This is a genomic window from Acinetobacter soli (assembly GCF_000760595.1).
Lineage (GTDB): Bacteria > Pseudomonadota > Gammaproteobacteria > Pseudomonadales > Moraxellaceae > Acinetobacter > Acinetobacter soli.
This window is the reverse complement of sequence record NZ_BBNM01000011.1, coordinates 49,656-71,947: the sequence shown is the minus strand read 5'-3', so window position 1 is coordinate 71,947 and position 22,292 is coordinate 49,656. Positions and strand designations below refer to the sequence as shown.

The window sequence follows — 22,292 nt, the reverse complement described above, 5'->3', positions numbered from 1 at the left end:
TCGTTAGTTCACTCTGCTGTGACGTATCATAACGTTTTTTAGCGTATTTTTTTGTGCTTCATCGGGTAAATCAAACTCAAACTGAATAAAACTTTGCGTAATTAATTGAGCTTTGAGTAAATAAAGTACAAATTCCTCGGTGCCTATTTGAAGTTTTAGGGTATTTTGTTGCTGAAAAATAGAATAGTTGGCAATGATTAAGGTGAGTTTTGCATGATCTAAATGTTGACTTTGAACCAGTAGAGCGGGCATATAATGTGATTGATCTTGATTTTCTAGACGCACCGCACAGGGCAAAATGTCTTTGGTTAAAATTTCGAGCCCCATTTCAAGATTTTTTTCTGAGGCTTGTTTGATCCATCGAATCACACCACCACGCCATTTGCCATGGATGTTCTCTTTAACCAGAATCAACTCGCCAGTTTTTAAATGAGCAGGGATTTCCTCAGGCCATTTGATACGGTAACCACTTACACTCATATCGAGGATATCAGTCATATAGATTTTTTTTGCCTCACGTGATAAGCGTGATGGTAGTGAAAACAGTGTTTTATCAATATTTTCAATGGAGAAGTGATCTGTAGTTTCGTTTAGTACGATGTCGTGCTCAAGGGTGTCGATAAAGTTTTTGCTTTTTGACAAGTAAAAATGAGCAGTATGAAGACCAAAGCAAATATGTAATTGGCCTGATGATTCAAAACGCTCATGACGACGCTCGCCAATACTTCCTAAAATATTTTGTACATGAAACTTAAGCGCAGGCGTTAAAAACTGTTTTTCTATTGTAGAGAGATAATCATCACTCTTGTGTAGTGTTGCAGTGATATGTTCGAGCAAAGGTTGTGTTGAAATAAATAAATTAGGAAAAATTGCCGGATATTGCTTTCGATTATAGGCTGGCGGCAGATCTTTGGTTTTATCAATAACATACTTCGAGCTTTGAGATTCTTTATATTCGAGTTGAATCAGCTTTGCCCATTCAAAACTACATTCGTATAAAGACTGAATTTCAGACTGACGAATCTGATTGGTATTGAGAATATGCAGCAAAATGACTTGATGATAGGATCGTAAAATATTTTTAAGAGGTCGATTAAGACCTTGCAGCTGGTTGATGTTTTCGAGCTCTACTTTGCCTTTTTGTGCCAGATCAAATAACCAGTGAATGCATAACCATTGGCCTGTAGCAGGTTTGCTGTACATCATTTGCTGCTGATACACCAGTTGAGTTAACTCATGCATGGCATAGTAAATCGATAATGTTTTGGCTGCCTTGAGATTTTTCTTTTTATTCAGTGCAAAAAGTGAAAACTTTTGCTGTGCCAATTGTGCTGAACTTTGCTTGGCGATAATGATATAACCATTCGCCAGACAGGTTCTTAAGCGAAAAGCAAGTTCAATAATATGATCGTTTCGATCGCTATGAATCAGACCTTGATTAAAAAAGTGGCTTTCTAGATGTTGCAGTACATGATTGAATTGCGGTGATAAAATCTGTAAAAAATCAAATCGAAGCGTCTCTGAACATTCAAGTTCGTTGATTTCAATCAGTGCTTCAAATAATGCTTTGGCAGCATCACCGAGCGGTAAAAGTGAAAGCGAACTAACCCAACATGCCACGGCGTCTGGCTCTGCGGCAGCAAAGCTCAGTTCATTTCGATTGAAAATGATGGGGCGTTGAAGAATGTCGGTAAAAACTTTATTCATATTGGCTGTAATATGTGTTAATTAAAAAGTCAGCTTGCCAAATAACGGTGTTTTGTTTTTTTCGCCAGCAATCTCTCGAACCAGTTTTGGAACAAGATAACCCGGTAGGCCCGCCAAAATGTCATGATAAATCTCATCGATTTTCGATCCGCTCAGATCAAAATGCTGAGCACCTTTTACTTTATCAAGTACATGCAGATAATACGGCATCACGCGTGCATCGAACAAGCGCTGACTGAGTTCAATCAAAGTTTGTGCATCATCATTTACGCCTTTAAGCAATACTGCCTGATTCAAGGCGGTAATCCCATGTTGGCTTAATTTCTCTAAATATGCACAGGTTTGATCATTAAGTTCGGCGGCATGGTTGGCATGAATGACCATAATAATGCGTAAGCGCGTACTTTTTAAAATTTCAAGCAGTTCAGTATCAAGACGCTGCGGGATCACCACTGGAACACGCGAGTGAATACGTAAAATTTTCACTTGCTGAAGTGATTCTAGGCGTTCGATCCAGAGTTTAAGTTTACGGTTACTGAGAGTGAGCGGATCTCCACCACTTAAAATTACTTCATTGATGTATGGGTTTTGCTCGATATAGGTTTTAATTTGAGGCCAGTCATCCTGTTTAGGTAAGTTTTCCTGATAAGGGAAATGCCGACGAAAGCAATAACGGCAGTGAACAGCACAGGCACCGGTCAGGGTGAGTAAAAAACGAGATTGATATTTATGTAAAACGCCGGGGAGCTGGTTGGCTGCTTCTTCACCCAGTGGATCAGTCACAAATTCAGGATGTTCTTCAAGTTCAAGATGATGCGGCAATACTTGCAGCAGCAAAGGATCGAGTGGATCACCTTTACGCATTTTACCTACAAAAGCACGAGGAACCCGTAATTTGAAGCTTTTGGATGCTAAAATTGCCCCAGACAATAATGCATCTGAACAGATCTCTAACTGATCAAGTAACTCAAAAGGATCGGTGATTAGATCACTGAGTTGCGATTGCCAGTTTTGCTCTTGATATAAATAGTTTATCATGCGACACGGAAAAAATAATGCTAGTCTAGCATTAATACATTTAAGTTAGTAAGTTTGGAGTGTGCCAGTCATGGCCAGTTATTCTACAAATGAATTCAAGCAAGGCCTTAAAGTCATGCTTGACGGTAACCCATGTTCAATCATGGAAAATGAATATGTAAAACCTGGTAAAGGTCAAGCGTTCAACCGTGTAAAACTTCGTAACCTTAAAACAGGTAAAGTTTTAGAAAAAACATTCAAGTCTGGTGATTCATTAGAAGCTGCTGATATTGTTGAAGTTGAGATGGACTATCTTTACAACGACGGCGAGCTATGGAATTTCATGGACCCTGTTACGTTTGAACAAATTGCAGCAGACAAAACTGCAATGGGCGATGCAGCGAAATGGTTAAAAGACGACTCGAACGAGAAGTGCACCATCATGCTGTTTAATGGTGTTCCATTAAACGTTAGTGCGCCAAACTTTGTGGTATTAAAAATTGTTGAAACCGATCCGGGTGTTCGTGGCGATACCTCTGGCGGTGGCGGTAAGCCTGCGAAACTTGAAACAGGTGCTGTAGTACGCGTACCTTTATTTGTTCAGCAAGAAGAAAGCGTTCGTGTAGACACCCGTACAGGTGAATATTTAGAGCGTGCATAATCTTGATTGAATAGATTATGATGAAAGGGTGATAGATTATCACCCTTTTTTTATGCCAAAGTAGTACATTAAAATAACAAAATAAGGAGTAAAGTCACGAGCTTAAGTTTCACAAAAATACGTTTTAAAGGGCATTTCGTGTTTCAAACAATGAGGTTATAAATGGATAATATACAAAGGAAATCTACCCTCAGCGCAAAACTTGGTTGGAGTTTGGTTGCCATTATTGGCGCAGTTTCATTTGGGATCCTTGCCATCAGTCGAGGTGAGCATGTCAACGCCGTTTGGCTCGTGCTCGCGGCCATCTGTGTTTACAGCATTGCGTATCGTTTTTACAGTTTATTCATCGCTACCAAAGTATTTGAATTAAATTCTCGACGGTTAACCCCTGCACATCGTTTAACCGATGGCTTAGATTATGTCCCAACCAATAAATATGTATTGTTTGGGCATCACTTTGCTGCAATTGCAGGTGCAGGGCCTTTGGTTGGTCCTATTCTTGCTGCGCAGATGGGTTATTTGCCAGGCACTATCTGGCTTTTGGTCGGTGTTGTGGTGGCTGGTGCAGTACAAGACTTTATGGTCTTGTTTATCTCGACGCGCCGAGACGGACGCTCGCTGGGTGAAATGGCCAAACAAGAGCTCGGTTCTTTTGCGGGTGTGGTTGTGATGCTGGGTGCACTGGGCGTCATGATTATCATTCTAGCGGTTCTGGCACTGGTGGTGGTCAAAGCATTGGCACACAGTCCATGGGGCGTGTTTAGTATTGCCGCAACCATTCCAATCGCACTCTTTATGGGTGTGTATATGCGCTATTTACGTCCGGGTAAAATTGCCGAAGTCTCGATCATTGGCTTTGTACTGATGATGCTGGCCATTGTGTATGGTGGACATATTGCAGCCGATCCATATTGGGGGCCATTTTTCACCCTGACAGGTACACAACTCACTTGGTGCCTAATAGTTTATGGCTTTATTGCTTCGGTATTACCGGTTTGGTTACTGCTTGCGCCACGTGATTATTTATCGACTTTCTTAAAAATTGGTGTGATTGCTGGTTTGGCAATCGGCATTATGGTGGCATTACCTGAGCTCAAAATGCCAGCGGTCACACATTTTATTGATGGGACGGGTCCAGTATTTTCTGGTAGTTTGTTCCCGTTTTTGTTTATTACCATTGCCTGTGGTGCGATTTCAGGTTTCCACGCCTTGGTTTCAAGTGGCACGACACCAAAACTGGTCGACAACGAAGTCAATATTCGTATGATTGGTTATGGCGGTATGTTAATGGAATCATTTGTGGCCATCATGGCCATGATCTGTGCAACAGTACTGGATCCGGGAGTGTACTTTGCCATTAATGCACCGGCAGCCGTTTTAGGGACCACGGTCGAAACCGCAGCAGAAGCGGTGCGTAACCTTGGTTTTGTGGTTACCCCAGAAGCATTAACCTTGCTGGCTCAAGAAGTAGGTGAGTCGACCATTTTATCGCGTACGGGTGGAGCACCAACCTTTGCCATTGGTATGGCGCACATCATCTCTGAAATTTTCAACAATCGCTCGATGATGGCCTTCTGGTATCACTTTGCGATCTTGTTTGAAGCTTTATTTATTTTAACCGCAGTTGATGCCGGTACCCGTGCATGCCGTTTTATGGTTCAGGACACTGTTGGTATTGTGATTCCCGCAATCAAAAAATCAGGCTCCTTCGTGGGGAATATTATCGGTACTGCTGTTGCTGTGGGTGGATGGGGCTTCTTCGTTTATCAAGGCGTAGTTGATCCGCTTGGTGGGATTAACTCGTTGTGGCCGCTGTTTGGTGTAGGTAACCAAATGCTTGCTGCAATGGCACTGATTTTAGGTACAGTCATCTTGTTTAAGATGAAAAAAGAAAAGTATGTTTGGGTCACGATTGTTCCAACAATTTTCTTACTTATTACCTGTATGACGGCTGGCTGGCAAAAGATTTTCCACGAAAATCCAAAAATTGGCTTTTTGGCACAGGCCAACCGTTTTTCAGATGCAATTGCTCGTGGTGAGCTATTAAAACCAGCAAAAACAATGGCAGAAATGCAAGCTGTAGTGATTTCAAACCAAATCAATGCAGTGCTATGTGGTTTCTTTATGGTGGTTGCAATCGTCATGGTGATTGCGTCGATTGGCGTGATTCGTCGTGCGCTTGCAAGCAAAGTCCCTACGGTCAATGAAGCACCTGCTGTGTATGAGGATGCAGATGCGTCTACCGTCACACAAGGAAAATAGCGATGGAACTAAGAATTGGAAAAAATGGTAAGGCGATGATTGTGAAAATCATCAAAATGACCATTATGTCGCAAAAAGATCTGCTTCTCTCACCTAAAAATTGGTCGAGAATTGCAAATTTATTTAAGCGCTTACAGCAAAGTTTTCGCTTGATGGTAGGGGTGCCTGATTATCAGACTTATTTGGATCATATGAAGAAGCACCACGCGGATTTGACCCCGATGGATGAAAAAACTTTTCATCGCTATTGTGTCGACTCTCGCTATCCATCGAAAGGTGGAAATTTGAAGAAATGTCCGTGCTAATCGTTATGTAATTGCTTTAGAAAAAATAAAAAACGGTGTATGTTTGAGCATATGCCGTTTTTTTATGAGCCATTTCAATGTGGAAAAAACAACAATTAGAATCATCGACATATTTCAAAGAACATTCATCTCTTCAACATCATATTGAACATTACAAGCCAAGCATTCAGCTTTTTTTAAATCAGATTAATCAGATCATTTTAGATAAACCGGCTCAAACCAAGCTGTCCTTGGTCTGTTTGCTGGCCAATGGGCATGTGCTATTTGAAGATTTACCGGGATTAGGTAAAACAACTTTGGCCAGTGCTTTGGCTAAGCTTGCGGGGTTGCACTTTAATCGGATTCAATTTACCAACGATATGCTGGCCAGTGATGTGATTGGTATGAATATGTTTAATCAAAAAGAATCTAATTTTGAGTTTAAGCATGGCCCTATTTTTACCCAGATTTTACTGGCCGATGAAATCAATCGTTGTAGCCCCAGAACGCAAAGTGCGCTGTTGCAAGCGATGGAAGAGGGCGTAGTGACCTTAGATAGTGTGACATATAAACTCCCCGAGCCATTTTGGGTGATTGCCACACAAAATCCAATTTTTCAGAGCGGGACTTATGCACTTCCTGAATCGCAGCTCGATCGTTTCCTCATGCGACTGAGCTTGGGATATCCGTCACGTGCGGCAGAAAAAAGCCTCTTACTCGATGCCTCAAGACAGACACTACTTGAGCAAATTACACCTGTATTGAGTCATGGCGATATTGTGTTGATGCAACAGTGTGTGCAGCAGGTGTATTTAAGTGATGTCGTATTAAATTACATATTAGACTTGGCTTCTTACAGTCGCTTGCAATCACATGGTCTTTCAACACGCGCTTTACTCGCAATTAAAATGGCTGCTCAGGCATTGGCATTTGTGGAAGGTCGTGAATATGTCATTACAGACGATATACAAACAGTGTTTCCAGCGGTGGCTGCACACCGTATGAAAATGACTGAGCAGGATGCTCACCTACTTTTGGACCAGGTGGAGGTCAATGATTAGGAGTTTGGATGATGCGGACACTCTGGCAGCGATGGTTAAAAAAACGTTTTCGGATGGAACAAAGCACCATCTTGAAGCAACGTGATATTTTGATTTTTTTGCATCCACAAGGCATTTTGTTTCTGTTATTAATTGTCATTACATTTATTGCCGGGATTAATTATGCCAATAATCTGATTTTGGGATTTTGCTTTTTAATTACGTCATTGCTGTGCCTGAGTGTGTATCTTAGCTTTAAACAACTCCATCAACTCAAACTAGAAATTTTTTGTCCTGAAGTTGGACAGGTCAATCATGTATTGCAAATCCAGCTTCAGTTTAAACAGTCAAATCACGCGATCAGATACTTAATGATTCATTTGCCTGAATCTCAGCAACGTATACTACTCAACGAAATGAGTGGCAATATCGCATTGGAGTTTACACCCACCACACGAGGTGCGTTTGAATTGCCTCGGATAAAAATTATGTCGAGTTATCCGTTTGGAATTGTACAAGCTTGGACGTATTTACAGGTGACACAAAAAATATGGATTGCACCCGCAAGTATCAGCATCGAGATGGAAGACAAGTATGTGCAGCTTAAGCAGCAACATGATTTGGATGACTTTCGTGAACTGCAAGCTTATCGAGAAGGAGATACGCTACAGCATGTTTCATGGAAGCATCTTGCACGTGGGCAGGGATGGCTAACCAAACAATTTGAACCACACATTGAGCACAATCAGCTGGTGATTGATTACAGCGCGCTCCCTGGTCACGAACATGAACAAAAACTAAGCTGGATGATGCATTTGATTGAAAAGAGCGAGCAAGCTGATCGCTCTTTTTCACTGATTTTACCTCAAACTCATTTAAAGCCATCCATGGGAGCTAAGCACTCGATTCAGGCCCGAAAATTACTGGCGCAGGCCTGATATGGATAAGCAACTTTATTTTGCTGTATTACCACTCACGATCATGGTGCTTGTGGCTCAATTTGCTTATATGCCGGCGTCGGTGTCTTTGATTTGGCTCATTATGTTGCTGGTAATCGTATGGCGATATTTTTATGCTGCGCTAAAGCCTATTTCTAAATTATTTTTGGTTGCACTGGTGTGTACGGCCCTTGGTCTGATTTATTTATCTTTTAAAACCTTTTTGGGTGTCGAGGCGGGCGTAGCATTACTCACGACTTGCTTATATGCCAAATGTATCGAAAGCAAAAGTACCCGAGACTTATTGGTTGTATTTAATTTTGGTCTCTTTGTCTGTGCCAGTTTATTTCTACATAGTCAGTCAGCCTTGATGCTCATTGGCGTTTTGGTTGGGCTGATATTTTGTTTAATTGGATTATATCGCATTCAAATTCATGGTTTTGTAGAGACAAACTCTACGCGATCATCTATCAAGCATGATGTGATTTTAACAATACGAACCATTTTGATTGCAACTCCGTTTTTCCTGATTTTATTTATATTTTTTCCCCGCTTTCCACCACTTTGGCATGTTCCGCTTACCTCTCACCAAGGCATGACTGGAATGAGTGACCAGATGTCGCCGGGTGACATTGCAGAATTGTCTCAATCGACCGCCTTGGCTTTTCGTATTATGGGTGATCTTACGCAATTGCCCCCACAGCAACAGCGTTATTGGCGTGCGATGGTGCTAGATCAGTATGATGGTACTGTCTGGACGAGCCATACGGTTAATCAGCTTCCAATACGTAACGAAATATCCCCTCATCAGGTAGTTCGCTATCAATATTTATCGGCCTTGCCGAATCAGTCATGGATCATGGGATTAGATCAATCAGGCGTGCGCGATCCAAATTATCAGCAGTATGCTGATGGCAGTATTAAACAAATTCGAAGACCATCAGGCACTGTACCTATCGAATTGTATTGGATGCAAACACAGATCAATACTACTGCACGAGCGATACAATTAAGACAAGCACTAGATGCACCCCAACAGCTTGCACCGCAGACTTTTGCACTTGCACAACAGCTCTGGCAGCAAAGTAATTCGAGCCCAATTCTTTATATTGAGCGCGTACTACACTGGTATCAAACACAAGGTTTTGTTTACACCTTATCGCCTGGCGTACTGAGCGGTAATCGAATGGATCAGTTTCTTTTTGAGCGCAAAGAAGGATTTTGTGAGCATTATGCATCGAGTTTTGTACTGTTGATGCGCTATGCAGGTATTCCGGCAAGAATAGTGGTGGGGTATCAAGGCGGACAGCTCGCACCCGATGCAAAAAGTTGGGAAGTTCGCCAGCTTGACGCTCATGCATGGACCGAAGTTTATTTAAATGATACATGGCAACGCATCGACCCGACTGCCGTGATTGCACCAGCTCGAATCGATGAAGGTATGCAACGCTATCTTGAGGGCAACCAAAATGTCTGGGGTAATCAGGCGCAAAGTGGATGGGCAAGACACAATTTTAATTTTTTAAAAACACTCATCATCTGGCGCGATTATTTTCACTATCAATGGCAAAGTAAAGTAGTGGGCTATGATGTAAATCGTCAGCAGAATTTTTTGGCAGGTTTGGGGATTTTTTCCAGTACCAAAGCTATGTTGATGATGTTGAGTTTGATTGCTGTGGTTGTCATCATTTTTGTGTGGGGCCATGGTTATTTTTATCGACCTAAACCCTCAAGACTTGAGCGCTTGATTAATGGCTTTAGCCATAAGATTCATAAATCACTGCAAAAAAATAAAAGTGAAACCTTCAAATCATGGTTTCAGCGACTCTCTATGCATGTAAAATATACAAAACCTTTTGATGATGCGATTGCTGTACATGAAAAAATTCAGTTTTCGGGTGAATTTTCAGACAAAGATTATATAAAATTCAAAGAATTGCTTAAACTGTGTGCATCTGAATTAAAGTCGTTAGAAAAAGCTTGTGTTCGTAAGGGAAACTGAATATTATTGCAACCACTTAGGCGTATAGCTCAGTTGGTTAGAGCGCTACGTTGACATCGTAGAGGTCTCCAGTTCGAGTCTGGATATGCCTACCAAGATAAAACAAGGGTTTACAAGCAATTTCAATGACTTGTAAGCCCTTTTTTTATTGTCTGGCGTTTGTGATTTTGATTAAAATGACAACAAAATTGCAGAAATAAACAATAAATTCAACTAAGAAGAGAGCATCAAATCTAATTAGATGCTCATTTCTAATTGGATGCTCATTTCTAATTGGATGCTCATTGTTCATCATCTAGAAATTTTAATGTGCTATATGCTGATACTTTAATAGATAAATTATAAGAATTAAATTAATATCAGTTAAGTTTACTACTCGTATGAACATATTTATATTAATACTAAATATACTCATTTTTTTATAATAATTCCTAACTAATATAAAATTTAGAAAGTTTTGATAAAGTCAAATTTACACTTGATTTTTATAGTTTTACTTCACAAGGAACGATCAAATATGATTAATCATATTCGATCGTTACAGTTGCCATTGCACGAACTTTGCCAGCAGTCACATTTGTTGCTGTTTGATAATAGCGAGCAGTCATTGGTACGTTATATTGAAGTGTTTGGTTAGAAGACAAAGTACCTAGTGCTAATTTATCACCTTTTTTAATAACTTGATTTTTATTTTGATAGTTCCACAGTAATTGAACACCTACACCATTTGCTTTCTCAGAAGCAGCGGCAGTATTTGTTAAAACCTGATTATTTGTTCCATCTTGAGTATAGTCATAAGTTAAACTAATCAGATTTTTCTCTTCGTAACCAGTAGGATTAATACCACCATTACATAGAATATTCATATCAAATGTTTGTTCACCTTGAGTTGAACCAATACCTTTGAAACCAGTCTTTGTAACTGTAGGAAGCTGTACAACTTTATTGATATTACCTTGGATTTCACATGAAGATGAAGCAATAGTAATTGCATTGCCATACACAGTGCTTGTTAAAAAAGGGCGATTCGTATTGCCATTAACGTAATAACGACTATATAAACCTGGAACCAAAGTACCAGAACCTGTCTGAGTAGCAGTTTTTACGATCTCAACAACAAAATAACCTTGAGCAAGGTTATAAGTAGTTCCAGGAGTCAAATTACGGGTATATGGATAGTATCCAGAAAAGTTACTCGCATTTTCAGCTTCACGATATAAACGGATACCGATACCAGGAATATTTGTAGAATAAATACTATTTCCTAGAGGACTTAAAGGATAGTTTTGAGTCAAGGAAGCTGTAATGGTATCGCTATATGAAGTACAACGTACTGTTGAACCATTTGAATTAATAGGAAAAGTGGCTTTTGTTAGAACTTTACCAACCGCGTCACTTGGACGTACTACGACTCGGCCAACAGCCATTGAAATATCAACAGTTGTAAAACCAGAACTAAGTGTACAGTATGCATTAGCTTCACCATACACTCCAAGACCAGCGGTAAATAGAGCACCCGTTAATAATATTCTTTTCATTTGCAGACAGCCTCAGTCATTACCACGCTTTGTTGCTTATTTTGCAACTGGTTACTCACATTATACTCAACCGAACAACGCTCATTGCTTTCATCACCCCATTTTACATAGAGGCGATCTTGAGCTTGTGGAGTACGTAAGTAAATCATACTACCTTGTGCAACAATACCCACAGCTTCGTCTTTTGGATTAAAGACTTGTGCTGCAAACGGTAAGCTGTTGCCATCTACAGTTTTAGTATTAATATAAACTGCATAACCCGTTTTGGTTGCAAAGTCCACTTTAGCAATTGCACCAGCAAACGGTGCAATTCGTTGACTCGTTTCTTCAAGTTCTACTTTGCTCGACATTTCTTGAGGGTCAAGCGTAATGTCATTAAGACGATAAGGAGTAACATATGGCACTACAGCATAACCCGCTTTATTGATACTTAGACCAACCGTATTACTCACTTTTGCTCCTGCTGCTTCAGGTGCGTGAACAAGTACCATCGTTTGTCCTTGTTCAGGGCCAAACAAAACACCTTCTGAATGTGCAACAACACTACCGCTTAAGCTCATCATCGCTTGTTGATAAGAGTCAGCTACGCTATAAGAACCACCAACAGTTGCATAGTTAGTACGATAACGACCATTTACGTTAAACGATGGATTTGTATAGTCTTGATGCGACATAGAAGCACCATAGCTAAAGCGATCACCCACCGTACCACTTGCACCCACTGTACGACTATCTTCAGATGCAGTAATGTTGACATTGACTGAATTCCTTTTAAAATTCATTGGGAATGATAGTGTCATCAAGTACTGCGTATCACGCGATTGAGTGTTTGAACCATATTCAACTTGACGGTTAATTGCAGATAGGCCATAAGTTAAACCATGGTAATTATTGCTATAACCAACTTGATATTGTTTAGTCGTTTCACTACGGTTCCAATAATCGACCCATGAACCTACCATGTAGAAGTTACCCCAACCCTCAGGAAGACCCTGGTTTAAGGTGATTTGGAATTCACTGCGTTGGCGACCAGCAGCGTAAGTATTGATCCCTTTATCTTCTAAATCACGAATCAGCAGAGCATCACGTAATTTATAGAAGTTTTCTGTTGAGTAGCGATAAGCTGCAAGTGTTAAGTTTGTATTGGTTGGAGAAATTAACTTACTATAACTTAAACGGAAACTTTGACCTGATTGAGAAGCTTGTTTTTCGAAGTCTGCTTCAGAGTGGGTAACGTCAAATGCAACAGCACCAATAGGGGTTGCAAAAGCAGCACCTAGCAATAAGGCTGTATAGTTTTCAGAAGCTTGAATTCCAGTATAACCAGTTAAGTAGTTGTTAATTCCTTGTTGATATTTACCTTGAACTATCCAAGGATTGATATCAATATCATTATCACGGAATTGACCAATTGTTAATGAATAACGATTTACACCAGGGCGTAGCATCTGTACAACGGATGCATAAGGCACGGCAAATTTTTGTATTTCACCATTTGCCTCAATAACAGTAACCTCAATTTCTCCACCAAAACCAGTAGGGTATAGATCGTTAATTTCAAAGTTACCTGGTGCTACAGTTGTTTGGTAAATCAGCTGACCTTGTTGACGAACTTCCACTTTTGCATTTGTTTTGGCATTTCCACGAATACGTGGAGCATACCCCAACATACTATTTGGTAACATTCGATCATCACTTGAAAAATCGATACCACGATAGCCATAAGAGTCAAATACTTCACCGTTAGTAAAGCTATCACCGAGTGTTAAAACACCACGATATTTAGGAAATGCCCGTTGTAAATAGGTGCTGGTTTCTTCGTAACTTGATTTAGACTGATTTTCAGCAGGAGTATCTTGCCATTGCCACTGACCATTATGACGTAATTGCCAGCCACCTAAATTTAGTCCAGCTGTAATCCCCATGAAGGCATTGGATGTTTCACTTCTATTGTTAGAGTTAGTAAATGTTTTATAAGCACTACCATTGTAAGATAAAAAGCCAGCATTGATACCGCGATCCCATACACTTGGATCGACATAACCTTGAGCATTTTTTTGTAATGCAACTTGAGGAATTGAGATATCTACACGTAAGCGAGAATTATCAAACTCATAAAATGCATTTTCTACCCAATCTTCTATTTTGTAACACGTATTATTTTCTTTTTGAACTGGACCGTGCTTAGACAAAATCTCTTGTTTTACACCATATTCTAGAAGATTCATTCCTGTGAAGCAGGTCATAGCATTTTGTTGTGTCGAATCTAATGCTTTAAATACCATTCGACGTTTACCAAACCATTGACCATTTACATACACGTCAACATTATATTCGCCAGGTAAAACGGGATTACCATATTTAAAACGAGAAATATCAACTTTTTTGGCATCGCCAATTAAAAAAGCAGAATCAAACTCAGCTTCGACAGGAGCACTAGCGGCTGTTTCTTCAGCGTGCACGAATACAGGCATTGTCATTGTAACAACGCCAGAAGCCAAATAATAAAAAATATGGCGTTTTAATAATTTATAAGGTTCTTGCCGTTTTTTTGGCATAGCTAAGTCCGCCTACTCACATAATAGGTGCTTAAATTTGTTAAAAATATAAATCTGATTATTGAAGTTTTATTGTGTGTTCTACTCGACCACCGTAGTCATTCACATTAATAAAACTCATATCCTGAACATTGCCATTCTTAAGCTGAACGGATGCATCAGAGAAAGGCTTAACCATTAGCCCTTCAGGTAATAAATCAACTTTTTTATCGCCAACTTTCTGAAAAATAGAAGTCATTGTGATATGAAAAGGTGTAGGATTTTTCACCACTAAATTTTGGCCAGATTTAGCCCATTGAAGTTTATCTGCTGCTAAATTCGCGTCATCTTTAATCGAAGCAGGACGATAAAAGAACTTGATACGTGAACGAATGGCTAATTGCAGAAAATTATCGGGTATTGTATCTGCACTTTTTGATGTCGGTCTTGGTGGAATATCCAAAACGTTCAACCATAAAACTGTTTCTTGCTTTTGATTTAATTGAGAAGCAGTGGGAAGTGCCGTAATACGAAAAGTCTGGCTTTTGGTGGCTTCAACACGAGAAATTGGAGGAGCAATCATAAAAGGAACTTTTGATTGGTCAGGAGTACTTTTTGCATCACCTTCGTCAATCCAAGCCTGAACCAGTGATGGTTTTGAACCGTTATTGCTAACTTGTAGCGTCACTTCACGAGCATCTGACGGATAAATTACTCGAGTACCATGAATTACAATTTCTGCATGAGTGACAGGTACAACTAACGCCGAAGCAAATGTCAAACCTAACAAAAAATTATAATTGTTCAATTTCATTTCAGATTCTCAGCCAATGAAGTTTAGTAAATTGCTACTCAAAATAGGATTTCTATACGTATATAGAAACCCTATCGACCATCAATTATTGATAGATAATTGTATATTGAACAGAAGTGTTCACTTTACCAGCAGTAGAAGCACCAGTTGCATAGTATTCAGCATAATAGTTAAGATCTGCGCTACCTGCTGCAGCTACGTCAACCCATTGTGAGTTAGCTTGAGCACCGTTTGCACCAGCAGCAAGAACTGGAATTACTTGGTTATTGTTACCTAAAAGTTGAACATTAACGTTTTTAGCGCCAGTAGCATCTTGGTTAAGTAAACGACCAGTATTAAAGTCAACAGTTGCACCAGGTTCAAAATAAGTTGCGACTTTACCTTCTGAACAGTTAGCTAACTTGATTTGGAAAGGAGTACGACCAGCAACATTTCCGGCAGCTGCTAAAGTTTGTTTAGAAACAGTTGGAAGAGTAACTGTAAAGTCTTTACCAGCAGGTGTTACGATATTACAAGTTTTATCTGTTACTAAGCCATTAATTGTAATTGTACCATCAGCCGCTTGAGCATTCGCAATCCCTACAACCGAAAGAGCAGCGATTAAGGCAAGTTTTTTCATAGTGTTTTCTCAAAAAAGTCTGGATAAAAGTTTAATCTCTTACTTTTCCAGAGGTTAGAATTCTGAAAAGTAATGCGATGATAATAACACTTTTTTAACAAAATGCAAACTATGTCACACTATTTTAGGTGGAAAGCAGAATACTGATACTTTTTGATTTAACTTGAGTATTTTAACCTTGATCTAACTATATGTTTTGAAATAATATTTAGATTTTAATTAATATGTAGGAAAACTACATACAAAAATGACAGAAACAAGATATATTTTAAAATTATACAAGAAAAATTATCTATTTTTTGAAAAAATGTGACAAATTTATCATTTTTCACAAGAAAAGTGGAATTATTTATCGTTTTGATTGAACTACAAACAATTTTTAATGATTCATGTGTTGAGCACTTCACCAAGAGCTACAAACCTAGACTAATCATTTTAGTGATAACTTAGAACTACTACTTTTTTATTAGCAGTTATTGTTTCAATACTTGTATCCATTTTTTCAGTATGTTCTGCCAAGTTTAAAATATTGTCTTGATTTAAAAATTGAGTATCGATAGTTATATTGAGAGTATTGATTTGAGTACACTCTTTTTCAATATTTGATGTAGAGCATGTGTCTTCAACAATATTTCCTTTAAATGTTATTGTGTTATCTGCATGACACAATAGTGGTGAAATAGAAGTTACCACTATGATCATAAATTTAAATATATTATTTTTCATTTTATATACCTATTTATTAAATAGTTAATATTAGAGATACAGTAAATTTTATTTAAAAACAATATAAAAATTAATTTTAGAAAAAAAATTGAATAATATGTGACTAAAATCTCATTAATTTTTTATTTAAATAATTGGTTAATGTTTTACGGTTAATTTGTTTAATCGATAATAAAGTCACACTTTTATAAGAATAGTCAATTTGGATCACTTAAATTTAAATTAAATTAAGTCTTAAAATAAAGTGACTTCAAAAAATAAGGGGATGTAGCGATTGTTTAATCTACTAATCTAAATCTCAAACTCGAGCAGTGATGTTCAATAGTACTAAGTGATTATGCATTATCAACTTTTAAGTAAGATGTTATGTAAAATAAAAAATGAAACTTAGTATTTTTATGAAGTTGATCATGAAGTTCATATATATAGCTATGTTAGATAATTTTACTGAATTAAATCAACTATATATTTATATATAATTTTTAGTGTTTTAAGGAAATCTCATCCACAAATATTTTTTTGATGATAAAGCCTATCAATTAGATCTAGGTTTATTAAAATAAGTTATTTCAAAAAAAATTAAAATGCTATTCAACTTTTTATTATCTTTTACTCCATATGTGAAAAAGTCCACTTGTTGCACCCATTGCATTTATGATTTCTTGATGAGATTGCTCATCAAAGCCTTCTAACTGATTCGATAGAATATCAATAAGGCTTTGTATGTCAGTAGCATAATCATTTGAAATGCTAATATAATACTCATCAGATACAAAATTCCACAATGGAATAGGCAAGTATTCATCATAGAAAATAATGAATATAGATTTTAAGTCTCTGTAATAAATTTTCCGTGTGTCTATCGTGTCATATTCAGCAATCATTCTTTCATTATCGAACTCGAATCTAATGATTTTTGTTTCTTTTATTTCAATATTATTCTCTTTTTTTCTAAAAATTTTTTTTAATACATTAAACATATTTAATTCCAAGACTTAAAATAAGGTCCATTTTGTAAAAGCTTCAAGTTTTTCGTCAAATACCTCGACCAGTTGATACGCTGTGATTCCGCCAATTGCTCCGCCAATGATGACACCTACTGTCGAACAAATAGGGGAACCTGGCCCACAGATCCCTCCTGCAATTGCTCCTCCCGCTGCACCGCCAGCAATACCCGCACCCAATGTGGCACCTTGTTTGTATATTTCCTTTTCTTTATTGTCTGCGTTATAAATTTCATAACCGGCATAAGCAAATAAGACAACAACCAGAACACGACCAGATGCACGCATCAATTTGATTTTTCCATTAAACGATTTATTTGATTTTCCCGATCCCTTGAGGACACAGTAATAAACCCTATTCCTATCCACTTCAGATAATTTATCAAAGTTGACTGTATGCAGTTTTTAATGTGTTTGTCTATTGCGCTACAATTTGGTCTAAGTGCTTTGAATTAATTTGGATCTTTAATCTCCATTGCGTAATATTCTAAAATTTGCTCTAGAGTTTTTCCGGCAGCCTTTTCTTTTTGAGAGATGGCCAGTCCAAAGGCTGAGTTATTTTTACGCGTTGCATCTAAAATTTGATTGCTGAGTTCTGTTGCTTCAAGTGCAGCCTCTTTAACGCTTATCTTGCCCTGCTTAACGGCTTCTAGATAACCATTACTCATTTTTTTAATTTCACGCATGTATGCAGTATGTAGATTGGCATCGTGAATCAAAAAATTATTGCCAAAATAAACTGCTGTTCCGTTTAAATTGTCTAAGGCAATTTCGAGTTCATTTTTAATTCTTACAGGAACTTTGTTTGACTCAGCCTTTTTTGTTGTTCCACTTGTTGATTTTAATTTAAATGTCGATTGATTGAACTCTCCATTTTCGAGTGCTGGTATTCGAATTCGTGCAAGTTTATGATTATTAAATGTCAGCTCTACAAAGATAAGATCAAGCTTATTGCATTGATAAACTTTGGTACACCCGTTGGAATCTAATTTTCCTCCATGGGTATAATTTGATGATGTGTTGTTATAGTTGTATCTCAAGTTAGATAAGATGTTTTTATCATTGCAGAAGACTTTTAATCTTGCTGTATACGTCATTCGTTCTGCTCCGTAGACTCAGCATCATATTTATGCACCATCAAGGTATATTTTTCTTCTCTATCGGCTGAGGTTATCCGGATTATACCGTCTTTTGGAACGTCTCCCGTACGTACAGTACCTTTTGAGTCAATTAAACTGTAAGTTGGTGCCTTCTCAAGAAGCTCGTTATCAATCTTATGCCTGACATCAAACTCCAGAATATAACCATCTTTATTAAAGGTTGGTATATATGGGATATCAGCAACGACTTGCTGGCCCGATAAGAACTGATGTTGACCGGCCTTTACTTCAAATTTTCCGCTCATTTTTAAGCCTTTGAATTGTTTATTATGTGATAATTATTCAAACTCTAATTTTAGCAAACTCAACGATAAAAATGGCATTGACTGTTGCCATAAATGTACAAGATTACATGTTTTTAGCGAGTGATTAACGCTTAACGATCGAGTGTGCTCCGGAAACCAATCTTCCACCTAAAACCTATATCGATCATTACAAGAAAATAAAATACTTGGAATATGGCGCTATTACCGTATCTGGTGATGTGATGCTTATGCATTATTTCTTTGTTATTTTACAAGCGCATGCCAAGCAAAACTGTTGGGATTTTTTGCAAATGGCACAAGAGGCCAGATGTTTTTACTTTCAGAATAATAAAACAACTCAGCCTGCTACAGGTACAGCTTTTATTTCAATTTATACGCTGAATAAAGTCGAAATCGTTCATGTTTCAATTAAAGAACATTTGATTGAATATGAAGTAATTGAACCCATGCATGCACATTTTTCTCTATATGCCAGTCGTCCAAATGATCCCATTTATCAACTATTTGTGAACTCTCTTAAGAAACCTGATCAGTTCTTAAGTAGAGAGGATTTTTTTAATTATCACATTGAACTCATCAAATATTTTTTTTCAAGGCAAAACGATTTGATGAATCCATAACATCCTCTTTTGACTTATTTATTCAAAATACAGCTACAGGTAAAGGTGTATTAATTTCTGTCAATAATTCAGAACTTTGAATCTGTTGAGTTAGGAATTCTCAGATATTATTTTTGAATAAATCTAAGTGAGGATTTTAAAGTTAAATAACTTTTAGACCTCTACGATGTCAACGTAGTGCTCTTATTATTGATTTTAGATTTAAAAATTCTTAATCTCCCCCATATAAGAGGGAGTTCATTATGAATACTCAATAAAAATCTTTAACTTACATCCACAATCACGAAATACTTTTTGACTTGCTCTACCACTTCAAAACGACCCTGAAAGTTTGGGGGAATAATGCCCGCTTCACCGGCAGCAACCTCGATAAATTGCTCTGATTGAGCATCATGAATGCGTACTTTTCCGTGAATAACGCTAAAAAATTCTTGTTTATGCGGACTGAACTGAATATTCCATGACCCAACTTCACATTCCCAGATACCACAGTTCATTGCGGGATGTTGATAAAGAGCATAGGTTAGGCGCTTCGGATTGCCACTGACTAAACGGTCAGGTCGCGGATAGTCTACACTTACATTAGCAACAGTTTGGCCAGAGCCTGCCAAATAAATAGATGACATAACGTTCCCCAAAGAAATTTTTGAAATTATACGTCTAATTGATACGGTCTGATTATTATTTTTGAATATTCAATTAAAATTAGTTTAATATTATCATAACTAAAATATCACGATGATAATTTTAAATGGTATGCGTTCTCATTTTATAATGATTTTTAATTAAAATATGATGAATCGTTAACAAGGTTTTAAAATCATATTTTATTTAAGTATTTAATTTTTATGAAATATTATTTATCTTAAAATTAGCTTAATTACAAAAAAATATAATCACACTGAGTATTTTTTAAGTTTTCCTAAGAATCTCTTCATTTTTCATTTTGATACTAAGTTTATCGAATATTTGGAATATTCAAATGAGCCTAGTATTTAAAGAACACTTTCCAATTGAAGTGAAAGATAAAAAAGCACAACTCAATATGTTTTGTGTGGACGAAGCTCATCCACTCAGATCACAGTGTGAACTGTTTGTACAAGATCGCTTTCGTGCCATTTATGCAGCTGAAATTTATCAGTTCATGCCAGTCTTTTTGGCAGTGTTTGATTGCAATATGCACTGTCAAGCTGTCGTAGGAATTCGATTAGCTGCGACTCACACACTCTTTCTGGAGCAATACTTAGATAAACCAATCGAGCAAATGATCAATGACAAAACTGGTCGTGTGTTTACGCGTGAGCAGGTAATTGAAGTTGGGAATTTGTCGGGTATCCATCATGGTAGTTCGCGTTTAATTATCGGCTTTCTCACATGGATACTGGCACAGAATCATTTTAAATGGGTGAGTTTTACAGGGCATCACCATCTCATTAACAGCTTCAAAAAGTTGGGTCTATCTTTACTTGATTTAAGAGATGCCGACCCCGAGCGACTGGAAGATGGTTATGAGCACTGGGGAAGTTATTACAGCCATCATCCGCATGTATTTGCAGCAGATGTTATGCAATGTGCGTTTAATTTAAATCAGCTCAACATCTTTAATGCAATGGGTTTGGAAGCACTTCGTGAGGATATCGATCATGTTGCCTAAACTAACCGAGTTTAAATCCAGATTGCAGCAATTGAGCTTGAGTGCTCCAAATGTGGTTGCACTTCGTGATCAGGATCAAGAGATCACCTATAAAATGCTTTGGTCGGAAATTCAAGCCAGACAAACACAATTGACACAGCTGTCAACTCGTATGGTGGCTTTGTTTTTAGAAAACTCAGTCGATTTATTACTCTGGGATTTAGCTTTACTTTTTGCTGATATTCCTACCATATTATTGCCTCCATTTTTTACCCATTCACAACTGCAATATTGTCTTGAAATTTCTCAAGCCGATTTAATTATTACTCAGTCTGATTTTATTTTAGAGGGTCATACGAGCTATGAAAAACAGCAGGGGTACTGGCGTTTAAAAGCACCTCTACACATTGCTTTACCAGAAACAACTCAAAAATTAACCTTTACGTCGGGCACTACGGGTCAACCCAAAGCTGTGTGTTTAGGAAGTGAACAAATTCTAACAGTCGCGCAATCACTCTGCCATGCGATTGCTTCATCTCAGCCTGAAACACATTTAGCCCTAATGCCGCTAGCGGTGTTACTTGAAAATATCGGCTGCTATGCCATTTTAATGCGTGGCGGCAGCATCCAGTTGGCCAAAGCAGCCGAACTAGGATTACGCGGCGCAAGTAGTGTTGATATACAAACTTTCGCAAAATTTATTCAAAGTTCACAGCCACAGAGTCTGATTTTAGTTCCTCAGTTTCTTGCTTTGCTGGTCGAAGCCGTTTCCACCAAACTCATTCGTGCTGAATGCTTTCGGTTTATTGCGGTTGGCGGTGGGCATGTCAATCCAGAATTGCTCAAGAAAGCCAATAAACTTCAATTACCTGTCTATCAAGGCTACGGACTTTCAGAGTGTGCTTCAGTCGTGGCGTTAAATACACCAGAAGCGAATCGTGCAGGGAGCGTGGGTAAACCCTTACCGCATGTACAGGTCAAAATTGCTGAAGACGGCGAAATTTTAGTGGCCAATAACCGCTGCCTTGGCTATCTGAATCATCCACAAATGCCAGACCCATACTGGCCGACAGGTGATTTAGGACATCTTGACCAAGATGGCTTTTTATACATTCGTGGTCGTAAAAAACATCAGTTTATTACCAGTTTCGGTCGTAATGTTAATCCTGAATGGGTCGAAGCACTTTTAAGCCAGACGGGCGTCGTGGGGCAAGCTTTTGTTTATGGCGAAGCTTTACCAGAAAACTACGCGCTGCTATGGCCGGTGAATACAGCCATTACCAACGAACAGATCGATCAGATTATTCAACATGCCAATCATCAGTTGCCTGATTACGCTCAGGTCAAACACTGGGTTCGGCTTACAGAACCCTTTAGTCCCAACAATCAACTTGCCACTGCAAATGGCCGATTGCGTCGCGATGAAATCGCACGTCGTTTTCAACATGTTTTTTCTGCTTAAAG

21 protein-coding genes and 1 tRNA gene are annotated in these 22,292 nt (G+C 38.2%); 10 read left to right on the top strand and 12 right to left on the bottom strand.

All coding sequences use genetic code 11. The features are described from left to right. Window positions 1-3 precede the first annotated feature (3 nt). Window positions 4-1,707, bottom strand: a complete 1,704-nt coding sequence (locus tag Aso01_RS12840) for a cyclic-di-GMP receptor FimW-related protein (RefSeq protein WP_004938368.1) — start codon at window positions 1,705-1,707, stop codon at window positions 4-6. 21 nt (window positions 1,708-1,728) lie between these two features. Then, on the bottom strand, window positions 1,729-2,745 hold the full coding sequence (gene epmB, locus Aso01_RS12835) for an EF-P beta-lysylation protein EpmB (RefSeq protein ID WP_004938366.1): 1,017 nt from the start codon (window positions 2,743-2,745) through the stop codon (window positions 1,729-1,731). 70 nt (window positions 2,746-2,815) lie between these two features. Between epmB and efp the strand changes: the two genes are divergently transcribed. From efp to Aso01_RS12800, 7 genes are all read left to right on the top strand, one after another. Next, on the top strand, window positions 2,816-3,385 hold the full coding sequence (gene efp, locus Aso01_RS12830; protein WP_004938364.1) for an elongation factor P: 570 nt from the start codon (window positions 2,816-2,818) through the stop codon (window positions 3,383-3,385). A 162-nt stretch (window positions 3,386-3,547) separates the two neighbouring features. Continuing rightward, window positions 3,548-5,647 carry a carbon starvation CstA family protein gene (locus tag Aso01_RS12825; RefSeq protein WP_004938363.1) on the top strand — a complete coding sequence of 700 codons (2,100 nt, stop codon included), beginning with the start codon at window positions 3,548-3,550 and terminating at the stop codon, window positions 5,645-5,647. Window positions 5,648-5,649: 2 nt separating this feature from the next. Continuing rightward, a complete protein-coding gene (locus tag Aso01_RS12820; RefSeq protein WP_004938361.1) occupies window positions 5,650-5,952 on the top strand; it encodes a YbdD/YjiX family protein in 303 nt (100 codons plus the stop codon). 77 nt (window positions 5,953-6,029) lie between these two features. After that, entirely contained in the window at window positions 6,030-6,992 is a 963-nt protein-coding gene (locus Aso01_RS12815; protein ID WP_004938360.1) for an AAA family ATPase, read from the top strand. An 8-nt stretch (window positions 6,993-7,000) separates the two neighbouring features. Then, entirely contained in the window at window positions 7,001-7,909 is a 909-nt protein-coding gene (locus tag Aso01_RS12810) for a DUF58 domain-containing protein (protein WP_228127982.1), read from the top strand. Window position 7,910: 1 nt separating this feature from the next. After that, window positions 7,911-9,911, top strand: coding sequence for a transglutaminase TgpA family protein (locus Aso01_RS12805; protein WP_004938358.1), 2,001 nt, complete (start codon window positions 7,911-7,913; stop codon window positions 9,909-9,911). An 18-nt stretch (window positions 9,912-9,929) separates the two neighbouring features. Beyond that, a tRNA-Val gene (locus tag Aso01_RS12800) sits at window positions 9,930-10,006 on the top strand. Window positions 10,007-10,432: 426 nt separating this feature from the next. Here the strand turns inward: Aso01_RS12800 and Aso01_RS12795 are convergent. From Aso01_RS12795 to Aso01_RS12755, 9 genes are all read right to left on the bottom strand, one after another. Beyond that, complete coding sequence (locus tag Aso01_RS12795) at window positions 10,433-11,449, bottom strand: fimbrial protein (protein WP_004938357.1); 1,017 nt, start codon at window positions 11,447-11,449, stop codon at window positions 10,433-10,435. Continuing rightward, the gene (locus Aso01_RS12790) at window positions 11,446-14,007 is read right to left on the bottom strand and encodes a fimbria/pilus outer membrane usher protein (protein WP_004938354.1); all 2,562 of its coding nucleotides are present in this window, start codon (window positions 14,005-14,007) and stop codon (window positions 11,446-11,448) included. Before Aso01_RS12790 ends, Aso01_RS12795 begins: the two co-directional genes overlap by 4 nt. Before the next feature lie 58 nt (window positions 14,008-14,065). Continuing rightward, a complete protein-coding gene (locus Aso01_RS12785) occupies window positions 14,066-14,800 on the bottom strand; it encodes a fimbrial biogenesis chaperone (protein WP_004938353.1) in 735 nt (244 codons plus the stop codon). Window positions 14,801-14,885: 85 nt separating this feature from the next. After that, window positions 14,886-15,419, bottom strand: coding sequence for a fimbrial protein (locus tag Aso01_RS12780; RefSeq protein ID WP_004938351.1), 534 nt, complete (start codon window positions 15,417-15,419; stop codon window positions 14,886-14,888). Between the two features lie 435 nt (window positions 15,420-15,854). Beyond that, the gene (locus tag Aso01_RS12775; RefSeq protein ID WP_004938349.1) at window positions 15,855-16,145 is read right to left on the bottom strand and encodes a hypothetical protein; all 291 of its coding nucleotides are present in this window, start codon (window positions 16,143-16,145) and stop codon (window positions 15,855-15,857) included. A gap of 602 nt (window positions 16,146-16,747) precedes the next feature. After that, on the bottom strand, window positions 16,748-17,125 hold the full coding sequence (locus Aso01_RS12770) for a hypothetical protein (RefSeq protein ID WP_004938347.1): 378 nt from the start codon (window positions 17,123-17,125) through the stop codon (window positions 16,748-16,750). Between the two features lie 15 nt (window positions 17,126-17,140). Beyond that, entirely contained in the window at window positions 17,141-17,440 is a 300-nt protein-coding gene (locus Aso01_RS12765; protein ID WP_370736355.1) for a hypothetical protein, read from the bottom strand. A 161-nt stretch (window positions 17,441-17,601) separates the two neighbouring features. Beyond that, window positions 17,602-18,246 (bottom strand): hypothetical protein, encoded by a 645-nt coding sequence (locus Aso01_RS12760; RefSeq protein ID WP_004938344.1) that lies wholly within the window; start codon window positions 18,244-18,246, stop codon window positions 17,602-17,604. Next, window positions 18,243-18,554: a hypothetical protein gene (locus tag Aso01_RS12755; protein ID WP_004938341.1), complete on the bottom strand. Its 312-nt coding sequence runs from the start codon at window positions 18,552-18,554 to the stop codon at window positions 18,243-18,245. Before Aso01_RS12755 ends, Aso01_RS12760 begins: the two co-directional genes overlap by 4 nt. 206 nt (window positions 18,555-18,760) lie before the next feature. Here Aso01_RS12755 and Aso01_RS12750 point away from each other — a divergent pair, with 206 nt between their 5' ends. Further along, window positions 18,761-19,195, top strand: coding sequence for a hypothetical protein (locus Aso01_RS12750; RefSeq protein ID WP_228127981.1), 435 nt, complete (start codon window positions 18,761-18,763; stop codon window positions 19,193-19,195). 263 nt (window positions 19,196-19,458) lie between these two features. Here the strand turns inward: Aso01_RS12750 and Aso01_RS12745 are convergent, their stop codons facing one another. Continuing rightward, window positions 19,459-19,821 carry a cupin domain-containing protein gene (locus tag Aso01_RS12745; protein ID WP_004938336.1) on the bottom strand — a complete coding sequence of 121 codons (363 nt, stop codon included), beginning with the start codon at window positions 19,819-19,821 and terminating at the stop codon, window positions 19,459-19,461. A 356-nt stretch (window positions 19,822-20,177) separates the two neighbouring features. Here Aso01_RS12745 and Aso01_RS12740 point away from each other — a divergent pair, with 356 nt between their 5' ends. Together Aso01_RS12740 and Aso01_RS12735 are read left to right on the top strand one after the other, a co-directional pair. Beyond that, window positions 20,178-20,849 carry a thermostable hemolysin gene (locus tag Aso01_RS12740; protein WP_004938333.1) on the top strand — a complete coding sequence of 224 codons (672 nt, stop codon included), beginning with the start codon at window positions 20,178-20,180 and terminating at the stop codon, window positions 20,847-20,849. After that, window positions 20,839-22,290: an AMP-binding protein gene (locus tag Aso01_RS12735; protein ID WP_004938330.1), complete on the top strand. Its 1,452-nt coding sequence runs from the start codon at window positions 20,839-20,841 to the stop codon at window positions 22,288-22,290. Before Aso01_RS12740 ends, Aso01_RS12735 begins: the two co-directional genes overlap by 11 nt. Window positions 22,291-22,292 lie beyond the last annotated feature (2 nt).